The sequence below is a fragment of the Longimicrobium sp. genome, assembly GCA_036377595.1.
Classification (GTDB): Bacteria; Gemmatimonadota; Gemmatimonadetes; order Longimicrobiales; family Longimicrobiaceae; genus Longimicrobium.
Genome location: DASUYB010000196.1, coordinates 12,314 through 31,594 on the forward strand (window position 1 = coordinate 12,314; position 19,281 = coordinate 31,594).

Annotated in this window: 16 protein-coding genes; 8 read left to right on the plus strand and 8 right to left on the minus strand. The window is 69.5% G+C overall.

Annotated features, from left to right (window positions below):
• Positions 1-278: 278 nt before the first annotated feature.
• Together VF092_30765 and VF092_30770 are read right to left on the minus strand one after the other, a co-directional pair.
• Positions 279-2,081, minus strand: a complete 1,803-nt coding sequence (locus VF092_30765) for a HEAT repeat domain-containing protein (GenBank protein HEX6751716.1) — start codon at positions 2,079-2,081, stop codon at positions 279-281.
• A 97-nt stretch (positions 2,082-2,178) separates the two neighbouring features.
• Positions 2,179-2,922, minus strand: a complete 744-nt coding sequence (locus VF092_30770) for a polyprenol monophosphomannose synthase (GenBank protein ID HEX6751717.1) — start codon at positions 2,920-2,922, stop codon at positions 2,179-2,181.
• A 98-nt stretch (positions 2,923-3,020) separates the two neighbouring features.
• Here VF092_30770 and VF092_30775 point away from each other — a divergent pair, with 98 nt between their 5' ends.
• Positions 3,021-4,238, plus strand: a complete 1,218-nt coding sequence (locus tag VF092_30775) for a glycosyltransferase (protein ID HEX6751718.1) — start codon at positions 3,021-3,023, stop codon at positions 4,236-4,238.
• 160 nt (positions 4,239-4,398) lie between these two features.
• Here the strand turns inward: VF092_30775 and VF092_30780 are convergent, their stop codons facing one another.
• The 3 genes from VF092_30780 to VF092_30790 all read right to left on the minus strand — a co-directional run bounded on the left by VF092_30780 (position 4,399) and on the right by VF092_30790 (position 7,307).
• The gene (locus VF092_30780) at positions 4,399-5,427 is read right to left on the minus strand and encodes a saccharopine dehydrogenase NADP-binding domain-containing protein (GenBank protein ID HEX6751719.1); all 1,029 of its coding nucleotides are present in this window, start codon (positions 5,425-5,427) and stop codon (positions 4,399-4,401) included.
• Positions 5,424-6,071 carry a hypothetical protein gene (locus tag VF092_30785; protein HEX6751720.1) on the minus strand — a complete coding sequence of 216 codons (648 nt, stop codon included), beginning with the start codon at positions 6,069-6,071 and terminating at the stop codon, positions 5,424-5,426. The genes VF092_30780 and VF092_30785 overlap by 4 nt, the downstream gene beginning before the upstream one ends.
• Before the next feature lie 126 nt (positions 6,072-6,197).
• Entirely contained in the window at positions 6,198-7,307 is a 1,110-nt protein-coding gene (locus tag VF092_30790; protein HEX6751721.1) for a hypothetical protein, read from the minus strand.
• 416 nt (positions 7,308-7,723) lie between these two features.
• Between VF092_30790 and VF092_30795 the strand changes: the two genes are divergently transcribed.
• The 7 genes from VF092_30795 (at position 7,724) to VF092_30825 (ending at position 15,514) form a co-directional block, all read left to right on the plus strand.
• Positions 7,724-8,500, plus strand: a complete 777-nt coding sequence (locus VF092_30795) for a hypothetical protein (GenBank protein HEX6751722.1) — start codon at positions 7,724-7,726, stop codon at positions 8,498-8,500.
• Positions 8,501-8,717: 217 nt separating this feature from the next.
• Positions 8,718-9,572, plus strand: coding sequence for a class I SAM-dependent methyltransferase (locus tag VF092_30800; protein HEX6751723.1), 855 nt, complete (start codon positions 8,718-8,720; stop codon positions 9,570-9,572).
• Between the two features lie 163 nt (positions 9,573-9,735).
• Positions 9,736-10,854 (plus strand): glycosyltransferase family 4 protein, encoded by a 1,119-nt coding sequence (locus VF092_30805; protein HEX6751724.1) that lies wholly within the window; start codon positions 9,736-9,738, stop codon positions 10,852-10,854.
• A gap of 278 nt (positions 10,855-11,132) precedes the next feature.
• The gene (locus VF092_30810; protein ID HEX6751725.1) at positions 11,133-13,574 is read left to right on the plus strand and encodes a YfhO family protein; all 2,442 of its coding nucleotides are present in this window, start codon (positions 11,133-11,135) and stop codon (positions 13,572-13,574) included.
• Positions 13,571-14,527, plus strand: coding sequence for a lysylphosphatidylglycerol synthase domain-containing protein (locus VF092_30815; protein HEX6751726.1), 957 nt, complete (start codon positions 13,571-13,573; stop codon positions 14,525-14,527). The genes VF092_30810 and VF092_30815 overlap by 4 nt, the downstream gene beginning before the upstream one ends.
• A gap of 94 nt (positions 14,528-14,621) precedes the next feature.
• Complete coding sequence (gene greA / locus VF092_30820; protein ID HEX6751727.1) at positions 14,622-15,113, plus strand: transcription elongation factor GreA; 492 nt, start codon at positions 14,622-14,624, stop codon at positions 15,111-15,113.
• 170 nt (positions 15,114-15,283) lie between these two features.
• The gene (locus VF092_30825; protein HEX6751728.1) at positions 15,284-15,514 is read left to right on the plus strand and encodes a hypothetical protein; all 231 of its coding nucleotides are present in this window, start codon (positions 15,284-15,286) and stop codon (positions 15,512-15,514) included.
• A gap of 74 nt (positions 15,515-15,588) precedes the next feature.
• On the opposite strand, the gene VF092_30830 is transcribed toward VF092_30825, so the two are convergent.
• The 3 genes from VF092_30830 to rpoN form a co-directional block, all read right to left on the minus strand.
• The gene (locus VF092_30830; protein ID HEX6751729.1) at positions 15,589-16,293 is read right to left on the minus strand and encodes a YukJ family protein; all 705 of its coding nucleotides are present in this window, start codon (positions 16,291-16,293) and stop codon (positions 15,589-15,591) included.
• A 347-nt stretch (positions 16,294-16,640) separates the two neighbouring features.
• Positions 16,641-17,573: a glycosyltransferase family 2 protein gene (locus VF092_30835; protein HEX6751730.1), complete on the minus strand. Its 933-nt coding sequence runs from the start codon at positions 17,571-17,573 to the stop codon at positions 16,641-16,643.
• A gap of 122 nt (positions 17,574-17,695) precedes the next feature.
• A complete protein-coding gene (rpoN, locus tag VF092_30840; protein HEX6751731.1) occupies positions 17,696-19,159 on the minus strand; it encodes an RNA polymerase factor sigma-54 in 1,464 nt (487 codons plus the stop codon).
• Positions 19,160-19,281 lie beyond the last annotated feature (122 nt).

Here is a 19,281-nt window from a genome sequence, read left to right on the forward strand (position 1 = left end):
ACGAATGCCTGGGCGTGCATCGAAGTCCGCGAAGGCGGACTGTGTGTAGTTGTAGCCGCGACTTCAGTCGCATCGTCCTTTCCTAACGATAACAACCTAAGCATTTACAAGACAACCATTTACGGATTCGCAACACATCCTGTTAAGCCTGTTGTTCTCTACACACCTGTGAATGATTCAACATCTATAACAAATGTTGATATGGGCGATGCTCGGACACGAAAAAGCCCCGCCGCTCGGGAAGGAGCGGCGGGGCGATTCAGATCGTCCGTCCCTGCTCACTCCATCGTGGCCAGGACGCGCTGGGCTTCGGCGGCGAGGTCGGGGTCCTTCCCTCCCGCGATGGCGAAAATGGCCTCGCGCGCGGCGGGCGTGGGGATGCGGGCGATGGCCGCCAGCGCCGCGTGCTTCACGCGCGAGAGCTTCTTCCCCGCGAACAGGCCGCGCTTGTTGACCACGCCCAGGAGCACCGGCAGCGCCTCGCCCGAGCCCAGGCGGCCGAGGGAGTGGATGGCCGCGACCTGCACGTCCTCGTCGCCGCTCTCGTTCACGATGCGGGTGAGGAACGGCACCGCGGTCGGGTCACCCAGGGCGCCGGCCGCGTGGATGGCGGCGCGCTTCACCACAGGGTCGCGGTCGTTGTTCAGCAGGTCCAGCAGTACGCGCAGCCCGCCGCGCCCGCCGAGCACCGCCGCGTACTTGGCGGCGTCGATGCGCACGCTGGCGTCCGGGTGCCCCGCCGCCTCGCTGATCCATCGCAGCGCCACGTCGGGGTCGGCGCCCGGGAGCACGGCCAGCTCGAGCAGCATCCGCGCGCGCGCCGGAGAGGGGTCGCCCATCGCGCGGGCGATCAGGCGCTGCGCGGCGCCGTCCATCCCCACCAGGTGGCGGAAGACGGCCGCGCGCAGCTCCGCGTCGCCCGTGCGGAAGAGGATCGTCTCCAGCTGCGGCGCCGCGTCGGCACCGACGAACGCAAAGAAGCGGAGGATGCGCTCGCGGTCGTCCCCGCCGGCGCGCTGCAGGAGGTCGCCGAGGAGCGGGAGCGTCTCGGCCGCGCCCAGGCGCCGCAGCGCGCCCACCGCGCTGTCGCGGAAGATGCGGGTGCGGTCCTGCCGCTCGGCCTCGCGCTGGAGCGCGTCGAGGAGCGGAACCGCCTGCCCTGCATCGTCGCCGCGGAGGAGGCGCTGCACCGCGCGCGTGGCGGCCTCCACCAGCTCGTCGAAGCGCGCGGGGTTGTCGGCCGCGCGCAGCAGCGCCGGCAGCTTTTCCGCCTCTTCCTCCGCGCGGCCGCCCTGCGCGGTGCGGAAGAAGTGGAACATGTCGTTCGACGGAACCTCTTCCTCGCGCCCCGGCGCCGGCGCGGCGGGCTTCGGCGCGGACGGCGGCGGCCCCAGGTCCGGGAACTCGTCCAGCAGCTCGAAGTCGGAGAGGTCGGTCTCCTCGCCCACGTCGAACAGCTCGAAGCCGTCGACGGCCGCGGCACCGGCGGGCTCTCCCCCGCCCTGTCCCGCATCCGCGGAAGAAATGGACGGCACGGACCCGGTCTCCCCCGCCCCCACGACGGGTGTCGGCGCCGCACCCGCATCTTCATCCCCCCCAATCGTTTGCGGCGGCTGGACAGGCGCGGGCGCGGCCGCCGCGGACGGAGCTTCGGCCGCGGGCTTCGGCTTCTGGGGCGGGCGGTAGACCTCGCCGGTGCTGGTGCTGAGATAGATGCCGGCGGGCTTGCGCCGCTGCAGGCGCACGACCACGCCCTCCGCCGCGAGCTCGGCGGACGGCTTGGCGAGGATCTCGAAGAAGGTGCGGAGATCGGCCTCGCTCGCATCCGGCGTGAAGCCGACGCGGGTGACGCGGAGGACGATCAGCTGCCCCGCGGCGCGCAGGAGGCCGGGATCCACGCCACCCAGCGGCTTCCCCTTGAACAGGAAGCCGGTGAACTGGACGTCGAGCACGAGGTTCTTCGCGCGCTCGAACACCCCGGCCAGCCCCGCCGCGGCGCGCGTGGCCAGCACCGCGGGCTCCTCCTCGCGGAGGGCGGCGGCGGCCAGGGCGCGCAGGAACTCGGAGCCGGGGTTGGCCATGGGGGTGGCGAGGGATCGGCGGTAGGGAGAACTGAAGTCCTGGGTCCTAAGTCCTAAGTCCTAAGTGGGTCGTCTCCAGTCACTTAGGACTCAGGACTTAGGACCTTAGGACTTTTTGACCATCCAGCTTGCCGCGGATCGAGAGCCATCTCAGCCTCCAGACCCGCCAGACGGCTTCGCGGACGATGGCCTTGCTCATCTTGCTCTCGCCCACGTCGCGGTCCACGAACATGATGGGGATCTCGCCCAGGCGGTAGCCCTTCTTCCAGGCGCGGAAGCTCATCTCGATCTGGAACGCGTAGCCGTTGCTCTCCACCCGCTCCAGGTCGATGGACTCCAGCACCTGGCGGCGGAAGCACTTGTAGCCGCCGGTGAGGTCGGCGATGGGCACGCCGGTGACCTTCCGCGCGTAGACGTTGGCGAAGTAGCTCAGCAGCAGCCGGCCGATCGGCCAGTTCACCACCGTCACGCGGCCATGCAGGTAGCGCGAGCCCAGGACCACGTCGTACTTCTCCACCGCCTCCAGGAACTGCGGGAGGTGCCCGGGGTCGTGCGAGAAGTCGGCGTCCATCTCGAACAGCGCGTCGTAGCCGCGCTCCAGCCCCCAGCGGAAGCCCGCCAGGTACGCCTTCCCCAGCCCCTGCTTCTGCGTGCGGTGGAGCACGTGCACGCGCTTTTCGGCCGCCGCGATCTCGTCCGCCAGCTCGCCGGTGCCGTCGGGCGACCCGTCGTCCACCACCAGGATCTCCAGGCGCTCGTCGCGCGAGAGGATGGAGGGAATGAGGCGAGGGAGGTTTTCGCGCTCATTGAACGTAGGGACGATGACGAGGGCGCGCTCCAAGGCTCCGATCTGCGTGTGCCGGGGGTGCTTGCGGGGTCGGCGGGGGGCCGTATCTTGGGCCAGATGTCCAACATAGCCCACCCTGCATTCCCCGACAAGTGAAGGTCCTGTACCTGGTCACGGCCTACGCGCGCGACCCGTCCGACGTCATCACCCCCTGGCTGGTGGAGACGATCCGGCGCCTCGGCGCGCGTGGCGTGCAGGTGGAGGTGCTGGCCCCCGCGTACCGCGGGCTGGCGTCGCAGCCGGTGGCCGGCGTGCGCGTGCACCGCTTCCGCTACGCGCCGCGCGGCTGGGAGACGCTCACCCACGACCAGACCGCGCCCGACCGCATCCGCGAGCGGCCGTGGTTCCTGGGCCTCGTCCCGGGCTACGTGGCCGCCGGTTCGCGCGCGGCGGCGAAGCTGGCGAAGGAGGGGGGATTCGACGTCGTGCACGCTTTCTGGCCCATCCCCCAAGGGCTGCTCGGGCTCTACGCGAAGCGGAGGTCGGGGCTCCCGCTCGTCTCCACCTTCTTCGGGGTGGAGCTGACGTGGATGGAGCGCCAGTTCCCCTTCCTCGCCCCGCTGCTGCACCGCATCGTGCGCGGCTCCGACGCGGTGACGGCGATCAGCACCTACACGGCCGACCGCCTGCGCAAGCAGGTCCCCGGCGTCGACCCAGCGATCATCCCCTTCGGCGCCGCGGTGGACGCGCCCGCCGAGCCGCCGCCGTACACCTGGGATGGTACGCGCGACTTCGAGCTTCTCTTCGTCGGCCGCCTCGTCGAGCGGAAGGGCGTGCACCTCCTTCTCGACGCGCTCGCCTCGCTCCCGTCACATCGCCGCGTCGTCCTCCACGTGGTGGGCGATGGCCCCGACCGCGCGAAGCTGGAGGATCGGGCGAAGCGGCTCAACCTCGGCCCCCGCGCGGTCTTCCACGGCTTCGTCTCGAAGGAGGAGCTGCAGCGGAGGCTGGAGACGTGTGACGCCTTCGTCCTCCCCGCGGTGGTGGACGCGAAGGGAGATACAGAGGGCCTCGGCGTGGTCCTGATCGAGGCGATGAGCTACGCGCGCCCCGTGATCGCCAGCGCCGCGGGCGGGATCGTGGACATCGTGCGCGACGGACGCAACGGCCTGCTCGTCCCCCCCGGCGACGCGCCCGCGCTGGCGACGGCGATCGCGGGGATGATGGACGATCCGGCGCGCGCGCGGACCTTCGGCCTCAACGGCCGCGAAGATGTCGCCGCCAATTTCTCGTGGGACGTGATCGCCGACCGGCTCGCGGAGATCTACCGGCGCGTTGCAGCACGGACCGGCCTCGTCACGGGCGGCTGAAGCCGCAGCTACGGAAAAAGGAAAGCCTCGCAAACTGCGCGAGGCTCCAGGAGCATCCATTCGCTGCTGCGGCGCGGATCCCGGCCCGCCCACGGATGCCGGCCCCGCAGCCTGCGAAGCAGGCTTCCCAATGTTTCAGCCGCGGGTTTACCCGCCCGTCTCACCAAACCAATTCCGAGCGGTGGAGATCGAAGCCGCACCGCCGCAGCTCGGCGAGCAGCTCGTCCGCGTCCACCTGCTGGTGCGGCGCGAGGACGCCGGTGTGCGGCACCCGGCCGGCGGCGAGCGCGCGGACGGCGAGCACCGCCGGGATCACGGCCAGCCGGTACGCGTCACGTGGCACGGAGAGGACCAGCCGGACCGTGACCCCGTCGGCGGACTCCACCTCGCACCCGAAGCCGCCGTGCGCGCCGCCCAGCCTCCGCACCAGCGGAAGCGCCGCCGGCATCGCCCGCCGCATCGCCGCGCGCAGGGGCGAGACGCGCGCCGCGACGGCCAGCACCGCCGCCAAGCCCGGGACGTTCGGGTCTACGTACGCCTCGGCCGTCTCCAGCGTCGGATGGGCGCGCGGGAGAAGAACTCCGTCGGGCGTGTCGAACAGCCATCCGCGCCGGCGGCCGAGCGGATTGCCGCTCTCCCAGCGCCGTGACGAGCCGAAGCCGCGCTCCATCCGCAGCACCCCGTCCCGCAGCACGGCCACCGGCGCGCCCAGCGTCGACAGCAGCGACGCGGCGGTCGCGGAGACGGCGGTGTGGCGCGGCGTGGGGACGAGGAACGCCGTCAGCCGCACGGGCGAGGTGACGCCGCTCCACGCGATCATCGCCGACGACACGGCGGACGTGGTGCTGCACGCGGGAAGGAGGCGCACGCCCGCCCCGGTCGCGCGATCCGCCAGCGCCAGCACGCGGCGCACGTACGCCGACGCATCCGCAATATCCACCGCGTCGAACCCCACCTCGATCGCGGCCTCGGCGAGGGCGGCGTTGCGCGCCTGGAACGGGCCCGCGGCGTCGAGCACCACGTCTCCCGGACGAAAGGCGCGGCGCAGCGAATCGCGATCCTGCGCGTCCACCGCCAGGTCGGCGCCGCGGCGGGCGGCCGTGGTCACGGAGAGCCCCGCGTCGCGCAGCATGGCCGCGGCGGCCGCGCCGAAGAAGCCGGTGCCGCCCAGCACGATCACCCGCGTCATCGCAGCGCCCGTGGAAGTATCACCGCCAGCAGCACCAGGGCGGGAAAGAGCACGCCCGACGCGGCCACGAGCCCCGTGGCCCATCCCACCGCCCCGCACGCGCTGAGCGCGATCCCCGCAACCCACACCACCCACGCCAGCGCGCGCACCGGCCGCGGCAGCCCCGGCGTCCCCAGCGTCAGCACGATCCCGGCGATCGTGTAGAAGCCGTTGGCGAACACCGACGTGAGCACCGTCCCCACGCGCTGCACGTGCGCGAAGCCGGCCGCGTCGTCCGTCAGCGGCGGGAGCCAGGCGATGTAGAGCGATTCGCCCGTCAGGTCGCACGTCAGCCCCGCCGCCGCGATCGCGATCGCCGCCACCGCCAGGCGCGTGCGCGGCAGCGCGGACGCCCACCAGGCGTACAGCACCAGCACGCTGATCCCCGCCGCCATCCACACCGCGAACCCGGCGCGCCACGCCGCCGCGTGCGCCTCGATGTACGCCATCCGCGCCGCCAGCGACGGCTGGGCCTCGGTGCCGCCGCGCAGGACGAAGAGCATCGCCGCACCCGCCGCCGCGTGCAGCGCCGCGCACACGTACGGCGCTGCGCGGAGTTGCCGCGATGGCGATCGGCGGATGGGGCTCACGGCGGATGGACGCATGGAAGGGCGTGGCAGGGCGGGATGAGGCACAGCTTCGGACGCGCGGCCACGAACCTACGCTATTCCCGGCGAGGGTCACAATCCGGTGTCGCGGAGCGGTCGTGATTCTCGAATGCGATGCGATCGCTATTCGTACCGTGTAAGCGGCCCATATACCCAACCAGCACGCACATCTCCAGGCGTCGGCTCGGCTTCGACTCGTACCCACCTGTCAGTACGCTCGTAAACTACAAGCGACGTCCCGACTTCTAGGATTGGACCGAGCTTTTCGGCTTGTGTGTTGGGTGAGGCGCGGAGCCAAGCGCGCCTGACTACGCGCGCTGGCCGCGGAGGGTGCGCGACAAGCTCGTGGAGCTGGATCATCTCGGAGCGAATCCGTTCCAACTCTTCCGTTTGAGCTACCTGGGTCGCTTGCGCCTCTTCTTGGGAAGACGCGTCACGAAAGCGGTTCCACTCGCCACCCAAAGATTCGCCGATCGCCCCACCAGCGATGGAAATCAGGAGCACTGCGATCGCGAGAATGAGCTTGGCACGACCTTTTTCGTCGAGCAGACCGTAGTGAGAGAGGATGTCATCGATGAAGTCGGTGACACTCCGGTTGGTCAATTCAGGGTCGCCTTCGGCTGCGCGAACAACACCCTCGGCGAGTTCGTGAGCGACCTCGGGGAACTGGCCCTGCAGAGCGTCAAACGTGTCTGGGAATTCGAGTGCAGCAGACCCCAGCGCCGTCTCGAACTCGGGGATCAGCTTCGCGAAGTCAATACTGCCCGAAAAGCCCATCGCGAGCGTTCTAAAGGACGTACTCTCTAAATTCGCCTGGAGCGAGCGCATCCACTCGGTTTGCATTCGAAGGGTGCGATCAATCTCGGAAAATACAGGCGTACGGCTCCGAAAAACATCCAGATCCGGAAGGGATAGCGCGCGCCCTAGAACGGAATCCACGGTCTGGATTGCCACCGACGCGGTTCGCCCAGCGAGTCGGTCAACCAGGTCCTGCCGGCCTTGCAACTCCCGCTGCATACGCGAGAAAGGACCCTCAAGGAGCTCCTGCCGGCGGCGTGCCTCCTCCTGCATACGCGAGAAAGGACCCTCGAAGAGCTCCTGCCGGCGGCGTTCCTCCTCCTGCATACGTGAGAAAGGACCCTCGAAGAGCTCCTGTCGGCGGCGTGCCTCCTCCTCCATACGCGAGAAAGGACCTTCGAGGAGCTCCTCCCGGCGGCGTGCCTCCTGCTTCAAGAGCGTCTGAGTGCGTAGCAGGGTGTCGAGGGGACTGCGGTGGAGGAAGTCGGAGGGAGTCATTGCATCGACCTGTTGAAGGAACGGATATAGGCAGTTTACCCCCCGTGTTCGTGTCCGTTCGAATCCAACCAACGACACGGAAAGTGCTCCGGTGCGAACCCTTTCGTACGGCGCGGCGCGGATCCGCCGTGATGGCGATCGGCGGATGAGACTCGCGGTGGCTAGATCCATGGAAGCCGAGCGCGCGGGAATGATCGACTGGAGGATGATTCGCAGGAATGGGTTGTCGTTCCATTAAAGATGCGGATTCCTGCATCGACCGGAGTACGATCGCGCTTGCGTTTCCGCGCGCCGGGATCGAACGTCGAAGCTTGAACGCCGGCCGCCGGACCCTGTTCTCCGAAGGTGGCTCGATGAAGCGGACCGATCTCCTGCTCTGCGGCATGGCCGCGCTCCTGGCGGTGCCGGTCTACCGCGGCCCTTTCCGCCACCGGTCAGGGCCGGAGCCATTCCCGGCGGATCGTCTCGACGCCCGCCTTACCCAGTCGATCGTCGGGACCACCATCACCCTGCCGCACGAGGGCGCGGCGCGGGGCGAGGACGGCTTCGACGGACGTGATCTCTCCGGCTACAGCGCCTACAGCGACGGCGACGCGACCTGGGAGCTCCAGGGCGGCTGGCTGGTGGCTACGGGCCCCGCCGACCAGAGCGTGCTCGTCCGCCATGGGGTGGAGCTGGCCGACGGCTGGGTCCAGACCCTGTCGGACTGCGCGGACGACGGCGGGCTGGTGCTGCGCTTCCGCGACGCCAGCGACTACTACCTGCTCGCCTTCCGCGACGACGCGGCGCCCGCGCCGCGCGGCGAGAAGAACCTGGCGATCTACCACGTTCTCCGCGGCGAGTACCGCGAGCTGTGGAGCGGGAACGTCCTCTGGCCGCGCGGCACCCCGCACACCATCGCCTTCCAGGCCGCGGGCCCCGTCCTCCGCGCGGTGTTCGACGGCAAGGTGGCCGGCGAGGTGACGCCGGCGGCCGCGGAGAACGATCCCCGTCCGTACCACGGCTGGGGGCGCGTGGGCTTGCGCCACTACGGCGAGAATGCGGCCTGGGTCACGCGCTTCGCCGCCTTCCGCTGGCACGACGACGCCGAGCCGCTGACCCTTGCCACCCCGCGCGCCCACCGGCGCTGACTGGCGGCACCGTCGCCCCCCGCGGTTGTCCGGCGGCGCGGCCCCGGGGTCGCGCGCCTCGTCCCCATCCAACCTCCCCCATCTCCCGCCGGAGGCGCGGAGGCCGTAGAATTCACGGCTTCCGAGCCGACCCTGAGTACCGAGACGGGAGATTCATCCCCTGCCCAACCCCGCCAGCCCGGCGCGCCCGCGCGTCAGCCGGACCGACACCTCGCAGGTGGAGCCGCGCTACCTGGCGCTGCTCGAGGCCGAGCGCGCCACCTGGTGGTCGTCGGACAACTTCGACACCTGGAAGAACCTGTACGTCAGCGAGTACGCCCGTGGCTTCTACGTGGTCGACACGCTGCGCAAGTACGCGGGCTTCGAGCCCGACGGCAGGCGCGTGCTCGACATCGGCTGCGGCGACGCGGGCGTGCTGATCGCCTTCGCCGAGGAGGGCGCCCGCTGCGCGGGGATCGAGCTCGACGAGAAGTCGCTGGAGCGCGGTCGCATCCGCGCGCAGGAGCACGGGGTGGAGGTGGACCTCCGCAGCGGGATCGCCGAGGCGCTGCCGTGGCCGGATGGGAGCTTCGACCTCGTCATCCTCGACAACGTGCTGGAGCACGTCACCGACCGCCCGAAGACGCTCGACGAGATCCACCGCGTCCTCGCCCCCGGCGGGCTGCTGTACATGGTGACGCCCAAGCCGTTCTCCGCCTACTCGCTCTGGAACGACCCACACTACGACCTGGCCGGGCTCGTGCTGATGCCGCGGCGGATGCAGATCTGGTACTTCGAGAAGCTGCGCGGCGGCGGCGAGGGCACGTACGACGTGGGCGTGATCCCCACGCGCTGGCGGCTGCGGAAGCTGTTGAAGGCGGCGGGCTTCTCCCCCGTCGTCTCGCCGCGCGAGCTGTGGGTGCACTACCTCCGCAACCGCATCGCGCGGCCGGAGGAGGTGCGGCCGGGGCTGAAGCGGAAGCTGTCGGCGTACTTCTCGAAGCGTGGCTGGCCGTTCGAGAACCCGCTGATGCGCTGGTTCTGGGACGTGTCGATCGGCTCCAACTTCTTCATCGCCAGGCGCGACGGGTGATCGGGATCCGCGGGAAGGATCGGCGCCCGTCCCCCAGCTCACGTGTGGACGCGGCGATAGATCCTTCGGCCTGCATCTTCTTGCGCGGACGCTGGTTGCGGTGTGGCCGGCCTCAGGATGACGTCTACCGGCAGACGTGCTGGCAACGAATTGGGAGCGCGGGATGAAGCTGCGCGTCCTTCACGTCATCTACGACGACCCGCAGAACCCGTGGGTGGCGGGCGGCGGCGCGGTGCGCGTGCTGGAGCTGTACCGCCGGCTTACGGACCGCGTGGACGCGACGGTGGCGACGGGGAGCTTTCCCGGCGCGAAGGACGAGGTGATCGACGGCGTGCGCTACCTGCGGCTGGGTGCGCGCGGGCCGTACGCGTGGAGCCGGGTGACGTACGCCGCGGCGGCCAACCGGCTGCTGCGCACGGCGGAGTACGACGCGGCGGTGTTCGACTTCTCGTCATACACGCCCATCTTCATGCCGCGCGACCGCCCGTCGGGCATCACCGTGCACCACGTCACCGGGCCGACGGCGCGCGAGCGGTGGGGCCCGGTCCTCGCCCCCGCCCTTTCCGCGCTCGAGAAGGCGATGATCCGGCGGGCGCGCCGCCTCACCGCCACGTCGACGGCCACGTACGAGCTGCTGCGGACCATCGTCGCGCCCGAGGTGCCCATCGACCTTGTGTACGCGGGCGTCCCCGGCGAGCTTTTCGACCTGCCGCGCCGTCCCGGGCCGTACCTGCTCTACTTCGGCCGGCTGGACGTGATCCAGAAGGGGCTGGATACCCTGCTCGAAGCGGTCGCCATCCTGGCCCGGAAACGGCCTGAGGTGGAGATGCGCATCGCGGGGCGTGGCAAGGACATGGAGCGCGTCCGCTCGATGTCGCGCGAGCTGGGGATCGAGCGCAACGTGCGCCTCCTGGGCGCCGTGGACGAGGCCGAGCGGCAGCGCCTGTTCGCCGGCGCGGCGGTGCAGCTGATGCCGTCGCGCTTCGAGGGGTTCGGGATGGTGGCGGCCGAGGCGATGGCGGCGGGCGTGCCGCTGGTGGCCGCCGCGTCCGGCTCGCTCCCCGAGGTGGTGGACGCGCCCCGCGGCGGCGTGCTCGTCCCCGCCGGCGACGCGCAGGCGCTGGCGGACGCCACCGGGCGGCTGCTCGACGACGCGGCCGCGCGCGAGGCGCTCTCCGCCTCCGCGCGCATCTCCGCGCAGCGCTTCCGCTGGGAGACCGTGGCCGACGCGCACTTCGAGTTCCTGCAGAAGCTCGCCGCGACGGGCTCCGGAGCCGGATGAAGCAGGGCGACTGAAGTCGCGGCTACAACGACACGAAGTCCGCCTTCGCGGACTACCGGCCGCGGCGCAGACGCGGGTTTCGGCGCTCGCGACGGGCTTGGATCGAGGCATCGGGTCAGCTGCGAGCGAAGCGAGCCCTTGTCCCTCTCCCGTGCTGTTCGGGAGAGGGACCGGCGCGAAGCGCCAGGGAGAGGGCGCGATGCCGCGGCGTGCACCTCCCGCTCTCGAGCACCGCGATCTCCAACCGATCGATTCCGAATCACCACCATCTGCCGAACGTGACCAAGAAGACCGCACCCGCCGCCGCGCCCGCGCGCCGCGCCTCGCTGCTGGCCCCGCCGCCCGAGCACGAGCCAGGGTTCGGCGCCGGCACGGCCGCCGCCATCTACTTCGGCCTGGCGCTGCTCTACTTCCTCCCGGCGTTCCTCCCCGGGAAGCAGATCTACGGGACGGACTTCAGCAACGCCGGCTACTTCTTCCAGGACTTCCTCTCCCGGAGCTTCGCCGCGGGCCATCTCCCCCGCTGGGTGCCGTACCTGATGGGCGGCGTACCGCTCTTCTCCAACCCCGGCAGCACCTACTACCCGGTGCGCTTCGTGGCCGACTGGGTGCTCCCGGTGAAGGGGATCCTCCCCGCCATCTTCCTCTTCCAGTTCTTCGTGGCGGGATGGGGGATGTGGCTGCTGGCGCGGGAGACGGGATGCCGGCGCTGGGTAGCGTTCGTCGCCGGGCTCTGCTTCCAGTGGACGGGGATCCTGACCTCGTGGGTCTACGCCGGCCACGACGGGCGGATCATCGTCGCGTCGTTCATCCCCCTGCTCTTCTATTTCCTGCACAACGGCGTGCGGACGGGGCGGCTGGCGCCCTTCGCCGGCGCGGCGGCCGCGATCGGGTTCGCGCTCCTCTCGTTCCAGATCCAGGTCGCGTGGTACATGCTGGTGGGCGCGGCCGCTTGGGCGGTGTTCTGCATCGTGCACCTCGACACCTTCCGCGACCGGCCGCGGCTGCTGAAGGTGCTGGCGATGGGGATCGGCGCGGTGGCGTTCGGGTTCGCGATGGCGGCGGTCAACTTCCTGCCGTTCAACGGCTACGTCTCGCACTCGCCGCGCGCGGGGAGCGAGGGACGCGGCTACGACTACTCCGTCTCGTACTCGATGCCCCCGGCCAACCTCGCCGCCATGGCCGTCCCCGAGGCGGTCGGCGCGTCGGTGGGCGATCCCACTGACGGGCACCCCGTCTTCCCCGCGTACCGCGGCGCGAACGGCTTCAAGCTGCACAGCGAGTACGTCGGCGCCGGGGTGCTGGTCCTCTTCGCGCTCGGCTTCTACTACGCCCGCCGCAGCCGCGCCTGGCAGTTCTTCGCGGGATCGGGGCTCTTTTTCCTGACGATGGCCCTGGGCGGCAACACGCCGCTCTACCGGCTGTACTGGGCGGTTCTGCCGGGGTTGAAGAAGTTCCGCGCGCCGGACTTGGCCTACTGCATGGTGGCCTTCTCCTTCGTGGCGATGGCCGCGCTCACGCTCGAGGCCATCGCCCGCGCGCGCGAGGCCGCGGCGGACCGGAAGTCTTCCACGGAGGCGCGGGAGAAGCCGGAGTACGTGCTCTGGATCGGCGGCGCCATGATCGCGCTGGTGATGCTGGGCGCCGCGGCGGCCGGCTCGGGCGGCGGTGGGGCGCCGGGCGAGCCCAGCGCGGCGGGAGGCTGGCTGCGCTTCCTCTTCTTCGGCGCCGCGGCGACGGTGGCGCTGTGGATGTGGGCCTCGCGCCGCCTGCCGTCCACGGCGGCGATGTGGATCCTGGCGCTCGTCGTCACGCTCGACCTGTGGAGCCTGGGGCGGAAGTTCTTCTACACCATCCCCGGGCCGGGGGAGATCTACGCCGCGGACGAGGTCGTCGGCTTCCTGCAGACGCAGCCGGGGCCGTATCGCATCTTCCCGCTCCCCGGCGGCTGGCCCGGCTACCCGCTGGGGCGCGACTATCCGATGCTCTTCTCCATCGACCAGGCGGGGGGCGAGCACGGCAACCAGCTCCGGCGCTACAACGAGTTCGTCGGCCCCGGCCAGGGGATCGAGCCGGACTACCACAACTTCGCCGATCCGCGCTTCCTGGCCGCGGACAACGTGCGCTTCATCGTCAGCCCGCAGTTGCTGAACATGGAGGGGCTGCGCGAGGCCTTCCGCGGGCAGTCGGCCGTCGTCTACGAGAACACGCAGGCGATGCCCCGCGCCTGGATCGTGGGCGAGGCCATCCGCGCGGGCGAGGCGCAGACCATCGCCGCGCTGCAGTCGCCGCGGTGGGACCCGCGCCGCAACGCGGTGGTGGAGAGCCCGCGCGACCTGGCGCTGGCCGGGCCGGCGCTCCGCGGCGCGGCGCAGGTCACGCGCTACACGGCCGACCGCGTGGAGGTCACCGCGCAGTCGGACGGCGCGGGGCTGCTGGTGCTGGCGGACAACTGGTATCCGGACTGGAAGGCGACGGTCGACGGGCGGGCGACGGAGATCTACCGGACGAACCACACCTTCCGCGGCGTGGTGGTCCCCGCCGGCACGCATCGCGTCGTCTTCACCTTCGATCCGCCGTCGCTGCGCACGGGCTTCATGATCTACCTGGCGACGTTCGGGATGCTGGCGGCGTACGGCGCGTGGCTGCTGGTCGCGCATTTCCGCCGCCGCGGCGTGGAGACGCCCGACGCGCCGCCCGAGCCGGCGCCGGCGGGATGAGGGTGCCGCCCGCGCTGAAGAAGGCCGCCACCGCGCTCCTGGTCGCGGCGGCGGCCTGGTTTCTCTGGCGCAGCGTCGCCCGCGACTGGCCGCGCGTCCGCGCGTTCGACTGGCACGTCGACCCGCTCCTCCTCGCCGCCAGCGTCGTCGCGCTGGTCGCCGTCCTCGCGTGGGGCGTGTTCGTGTGGAGCCGCGTGCTGCTGCGCTTCGAGCACGCACCGGTGCCCTTCCCCACCCTGCTGCGCATCTGGTTCCTGTCGAACCTGGCGCGCTACATCCCCGGCACCGTCTTCCAGTTCCTGACCGCCGCGCAGCTCAGCCGCTCCGCCGGCCTCTCCGCCGCCGTGCTGCTGACGTCGCTGCTGGTGCACACGGGGATGAGCCTCCTCTCCGCGCTCGTCGTCTCCGCGTGGACGCTGGCGGGGACGCTCCTTCCCGCGATCCCGCCGGGGGTGATCGGGATCGCGGCGACGGTCGCGGCCGCGCTGTTCGTCCATCCCCGCTTCCTGAACGGCGCGCTGGGGATCATCCCCCGGCTGCTGAAGAAGACGGTGATCCGCTGGAACGGGTCGTGGGGATACGGCCTGGGGCTGCTGGCGCTGTCGATCGTGAGCTGGGCGATCTACGGCGGCGCGTACTGGCTCTTCCTGCGGTCACTGACCCCGGTCAGCTTCTCGCATCTCCCGATGCTGAGCGGGGTTAACGCGCTGTCGTTCGTGGTCGGCTGGATCGTGTGGATCGCCCCCGCCGGCGCCGGCCCGCGCGAGGTGGCGATGAAGACGCTCCTTCTCCCCCTCCTCCCCGGCGGCATCGCGGCCATCGTGGCGGTCGCCGCGCGGCTGTGGACCATGGCCGCGGAGCTCCTCGGTGGCGCGCTGGCGCTCCTGCTGGCGCGCGGGGCGCGGGCTGATGGTGCGGGCGCTGCCGAGGCGTCGCCGCCCGTGGCGTCGTGATACGCGGGAGCGTAGCGCGTTTGCACAGGGTGTCGTTACATTCCGCGCCTTCGGTATCCATGGAGAACGCACCATCATCATCGGTTGAACGCAGATGCTTGACGAGCTGAAGAACAGGCTGGGCGAGGAGATCGAGCGGCTGACGCACGAGCTGCAGGTCACGCTGCCGAAGGCCATCCAGAAGGCGGTGGAGCACGGCGACCTGCGCGAGAACAGCGAGTACAAGAGCGCGCTGGAGCGGCAGCAGTTCGTACAGGCGCGCCTGAACCACCTGACCAAGCGCTACGGCGAGCTGTCGAAGATCGACCTCTCGGAGATCCCCTCGGACCGCGTGGGCTTCGGCTCGCGCGTGACCGTGGTGGATCTGCGCACGCGCGAGGAGGAGACGTACACGCTCGTCTTCGGCGACTACATCGACATCGACAGCGGGCAGATCTCCGTCGCCAGCCCGCTGGGGCAGACGCTGATGGGAAAGAAGCCGGGCGACAAGGTCTCGCTCCAGCTCCCCCGCGGCGAGCGCAAGCTGATGATCAAGGAGCTCGTCACCCTATCGCAAATGGTCGACGACCAGGAAGACGCGGCCTGACGCCGCTTCGCCGATCGCGACGATGCACGAGAGCCGCGGGGACGATTCCTCCGCGGCTCTCGTCGTCAGCGCAGCCGAGAACCTCACGCAGAGACCGTATTGCGCCGTAACGAAGGGTGCTGGAGATTGGGGGTGATCGGATCTTCATCACCCGTCACCCGGAGGGCGCCATGCGGAAGCTGAAGCTCGACCTTGACGCGCTGGAAGTGGAGGCCTTCGACACGAACGCCGCGCCGGCCGCGCGTGGCACCGTGGCCGCGAACGAGAGCGACAGCGTGGAATCGCTCTGTTACGGGATGTGCACCAGCACGCAGCCCACGCAGGACCCGAACAACGCGTACTGCACCTGGGAAGCCTGCTCCAACACTTGGTGCTACAACAGTTGCTGGACGGACTGCTGAGCTGGACATGTGAAAACGATCGAGCCGCGGAGGGGTCTGCTCCTCCGCGGCTCGCTCGCGTACCCCATCGACAGTCACCGCCGGCGGCGGCCGCGCCAGGAGCCGTAGCGGCCGTCGCGGGCGCCGTGGGGCTGCAGCGCGTGGCCCTGATCGTCCGTGTGCCAGCTCTGCGACTGGAAGGCGAGGAAGAGAGCGATCCAGCGGTCCTCGCGCGGGAGGTGGAAGAAGAGCGCGCCGTCCTGCCCCGCCCCGTTGTCGTGCGCGTGGCGGCCGGGCGGGCTTCCCTGGTTCATGTGCACGTCGTGCAGCCCGTTGCCGGGAAGGAAGCCGAAGATCTGGTCGCGCCGCAGCGGCTCGGGTCCCCAGCGCCCGCCGAACGCGTAGATGCTCGCGTCGCGATCGCTCGCCGCGTGATGCACCCAGTGCCCGACCTTTTCGTTGAGATCGTTGTCGGGCCCGGGAAAATCCATCGGCAGCGGATGCATCTGCTCGCGGGTGACGAAATCGCCGCGCACGTAGTCCAGCCCCGCGCCCACGCCGGTCGGGTGGAAGCCGGGCGAGACTCCGCGCAGCCGCTCCGTCATCGGGTGCCGGAAGTCCTCGTCGCACGCGAACAGCAGGTCCGGCCGCCCCCGCTCGTTCGAGCGCGTGTCGACGGCGACGCGGAACTGCACCTCGTCCGCCTCCACCAGGATCTCGTAGTGTGGCGTGTGCAGCCGGTACTCGGGCACCCCTCGCAGCACCCGCCCCTTCAGCACCCCATAGTTGCGGATCGGCATCAGCGCGCCTCCTCCGCTCGGATTACCTCGCGCGCAAGGGACCGGTTGGCGCGCAGGCACTCCCCGCGCGGAACGAGCATGATCGGAACGGAGTGCATCGGTTCGATGGAGAAACGGACGCGGGCGATATGGGGGGGATCGCCACGAGGCTGGGGCGGGAGTCCGCGAAGGCGGACTTCTTGAAGTTCCAGCGGCGGGTTCAACCCGCCGAACTTCATCGCGACACAGAGGCTATGTGCATGCCGCGATTATAGATCCTTCGGCCTGCAACCGACGCCGCGAACGCTGGTTACGGTCTGGCCGGCCTCAGGATGACGTCTCTCGCGTGGTCTTCGCGGGTGCCCGAATCAGGGTACGCGCCGCCGCAGCTGGTCGAGCTCGGCGCGGAGGGTGGCGATGAGCTCGGCGATGAAGCCGAAGCCGAAGAGCAGGAACCCGATCGTCTCCAGCAGCCCCACCAGCGTCAGCAGCGGACGGAAGCCAAAGGGTGGCATCCAGTTCCCCACGCGAAGCACCACGGTCACCAGCCCGACGAGCATCCCCAGCACGATCAGGATCAGCCCGGTGCCGCCGAAGAACTGCATCGGCTTGGCGCTGAACTTCAGGTAGAACCAGACGACGATCAGGTCGCCCACGCCCACCAGCACGCGGCGCTTCCCCGAGTACTTCGCCACGCCCGCGCGGCGGGGATAGAGCGTGATGTCGATCTCCGCCACGCTGTAGCCCTCGGCGTGGGCGAGGACCACGAAGAAGCGGTGCCAGTCGTGGCGGAGGGGGATCTCGCGCAGGATCTCGGTGCGGAACGCCTTCATCGCGTTCAGGTCGCGCACCGGGATGTCGAACAGGCGCTGCGACATGCGGTTGTAGATGCTGCTGACCGCCGCCTTCTCGTACTGCCCCACCTTCCGCCCGCAGACGATGTCGTACCCCTCGCCGAGCCTGGCCAGGAAGCGCGGCACCTCGTCCGTCGCGTGCTGCAGGTCGGCGTCGAAGAGGACCAGGTACTCCGTCTCCGCCGCCATCGCGCCGGTGACCATCGCCTCGGTCTTGCCGAGGTTGCGGCGGTGGCGGACGACCTTCGCGCGCGGGAAGCGCTCCGCCTCGCGCACGGCCGCCTCGTACGTACCGTCCGTCGAGCCGTCGTCGACGATGATCAGCTCGCCGGCCAGGTCGTGGCGCTCGAAGGTCTCCCGCATCTCGCGGAAGAGCGCCGCCAGGTTCTCCACCTCGTTGAAGGCGGGCACCAGCACGGCGAAGTTGCGCCGCAGCGACTCCGGCACGGAAGTGCCCAGTGCCAAGTGCCCAGTGCCCAGTGAAACGGCGCCCGGCACGGCCAGGGGGACGCCCGCGCGGAGGTCCCCCTGCTGTCCCCTGTCCCCTGTTCCCTGTCCCCTGGCGGTGTTCACACGCGCTTCCGCATGCGGGCCGAGAGCACGCCCAGCTGGTCGCGGTACTTGGCCACCGTGCGCCGGGCGATCTGGATCCCCTCGTCCTTCAGGATGTTGACGATGGCCTGGTCGGTCAGCGGGTGCGCCGGGTCCTCGTCGGCCACCAGCTTCTCGATCTGCGCCTTGATCCCGCGCGCCGACACGTCCTCGCCGCTGGTCGTCGACAGGCCCGACGAGAAGAAGAACTTCAGCGGGAACACGCCGCGCGGCGTCTGCACGAACTTCTCGTTCGTCACCCGCGACACCGTCGACTCGTGCATGTCGATGACCTCGGCCACCTCGCGCAGGGTGAGCGGCTTGAGGTACTGCACGCCCTTGTCGAAGAAGTCGCGCTGCCGGTCGACGATGAAGTTCATCACCTTGAGCATCGTCTGCCGGCGCTGCTCGATCGCCTGGATCATCCAGTTGGCCGAGTTGAGCTTGTTGGAGATGAACTCCTTGTTCTCGCCGTCGAATTTCTTTTTGTCACGCGCGATTTCTTGATATGCACGGCTCAGCTTCAGCCTTGGCAGATTCGCGTCATTCAGGAACACGTGGTACTTGCCGTCGATCTTGTCGACGACGAGATCCGGGATGATGTAGTTGTCGCTCGCGTCGCTGTAGACGAGTCCCGGCTTCGGATCGAGCTTCGCGATCTCGTCAGCCGCCTTCTGCACATCCCCCGGGCTGATACCGAATCGCTTCGAGATCTCGCTCCAGCGGTGATTGATCAACTCATCGAAGCAATCGCGAACCAACCGATACGGGACTGATTGCTCCAGGCCAGCCTCTCTGAGCTGGAGCATCAGACACTCGCGAAGGTCGCGGGCGCCGACCCCAGCGGGGTCGAGGCCCTGCACCGTCTCGAGCATGCGCTGTACTTCGTCTTCCGTGTACACCGGCACGTCATCGACATCTCGATCATCCGCTTCCGCCGCCTTGAGCACGACGTCGTTGATCGAGAGACGAATGTCATCGACCGGACATGCGAGATAGCCGTCTTCGTTGATGTTGCCGATGAACTCTTCGGCGAGGAGCATCTGACGTGGATCGAGATCGAGCAGCGCGATCTGGTCGCGCAGGTGATCGCTGAGATCGCGCGTGTCTACAGTGACCGGCTCGTAGTACTCCTTTTCCTCGTGCTCTTCCCGTCGCCCACCGGCGTCGAATCCATCGAGCAGGATGCCCTCCCAGTCGATTTCATCGTTCGCCGCTTTCTCTTCTTCCTGCGCAGGCGCTTCTTCTGTTTCTGCGCCTTCCTCATCTTCCTCTTCCTCGGGTTCGACCATCTCGAGGAATGGATTGTTCAGCAGTTCCTGCTTGAGATGCTGCTGCAGATCGAGGAGCGGCATGTACAGCAGGTCCATCGCCTGATACAGGCGCGGATTGATCTTCAGCTCCTGACGGAGCTGTGTGCTCTGATTCAGCCCTGGCTTCATGCTACTGCCTCACCGGCCGAGAACCGCTCGCGCAGTCGGGCTGTGAGCGTGGGGCCGAGGTAGATCTTCGCAACGGTGTCATCGAACACGAGCTCTCGAACAGTTCCAGACACCTTCACCTG

Excerpts from the sequence above, each read along its gene's own strand:
- greA (HEX6751727.1), top strand. The coding sequence starts at position 14,622 with ATGCTTGACGAGCTGAAGAACAGGCTGGGCGAGGAGATCGAGCGGCTG.
- VF092_30785 (HEX6751720.1), bottom strand. The coding sequence starts at position 6,071 with ATGCGTCCATCCGCCGTGAGCCCCATCCGCCGATCGCCATCGCGGCAA.
- rpoN (HEX6751731.1), bottom strand. The coding sequence starts at position 19,159 with ATGAAGCCAGGGCTGAATCAGAGCACACAGCTCCGTCAGGAGCTGAAG.
- VF092_30805 (HEX6751724.1), top strand. The coding sequence starts at position 9,736 with ATGAAGCTGCGCGTCCTTCACGTCATCTACGACGACCCGCAGAACCCG.
- VF092_30765 (HEX6751716.1), bottom strand. The coding sequence starts at position 2,081 with ATGGCCAACCCCGGCTCCGAGTTCCTGCGCGCCCTGGCCGCCGCCGCC.
- VF092_30825 (HEX6751728.1), top strand. The coding sequence starts at position 15,284 with ATGCGGAAGCTGAAGCTCGACCTTGACGCGCTGGAAGTGGAGGCCTTC.
- VF092_30830 (HEX6751729.1), bottom strand. The coding sequence starts at position 16,293 with ATGCCGATCCGCAACTATGGGGTGCTGAAGGGGCGGGTGCTGCGAGGG.
- VF092_30795 (HEX6751722.1), top strand. The coding sequence starts at position 7,724 with ATGAAGCGGACCGATCTCCTGCTCTGCGGCATGGCCGCGCTCCTGGCG.
- VF092_30780 (HEX6751719.1), bottom strand. The coding sequence starts at position 5,427 with ATGACGCGGGTGATCGTGCTGGGCGGCACCGGCTTCTTCGGCGCGGCC.
- VF092_30815 (HEX6751726.1), top strand. The coding sequence starts at position 13,571 with ATGAGGGTGCCGCCCGCGCTGAAGAAGGCCGCCACCGCGCTCCTGGTC.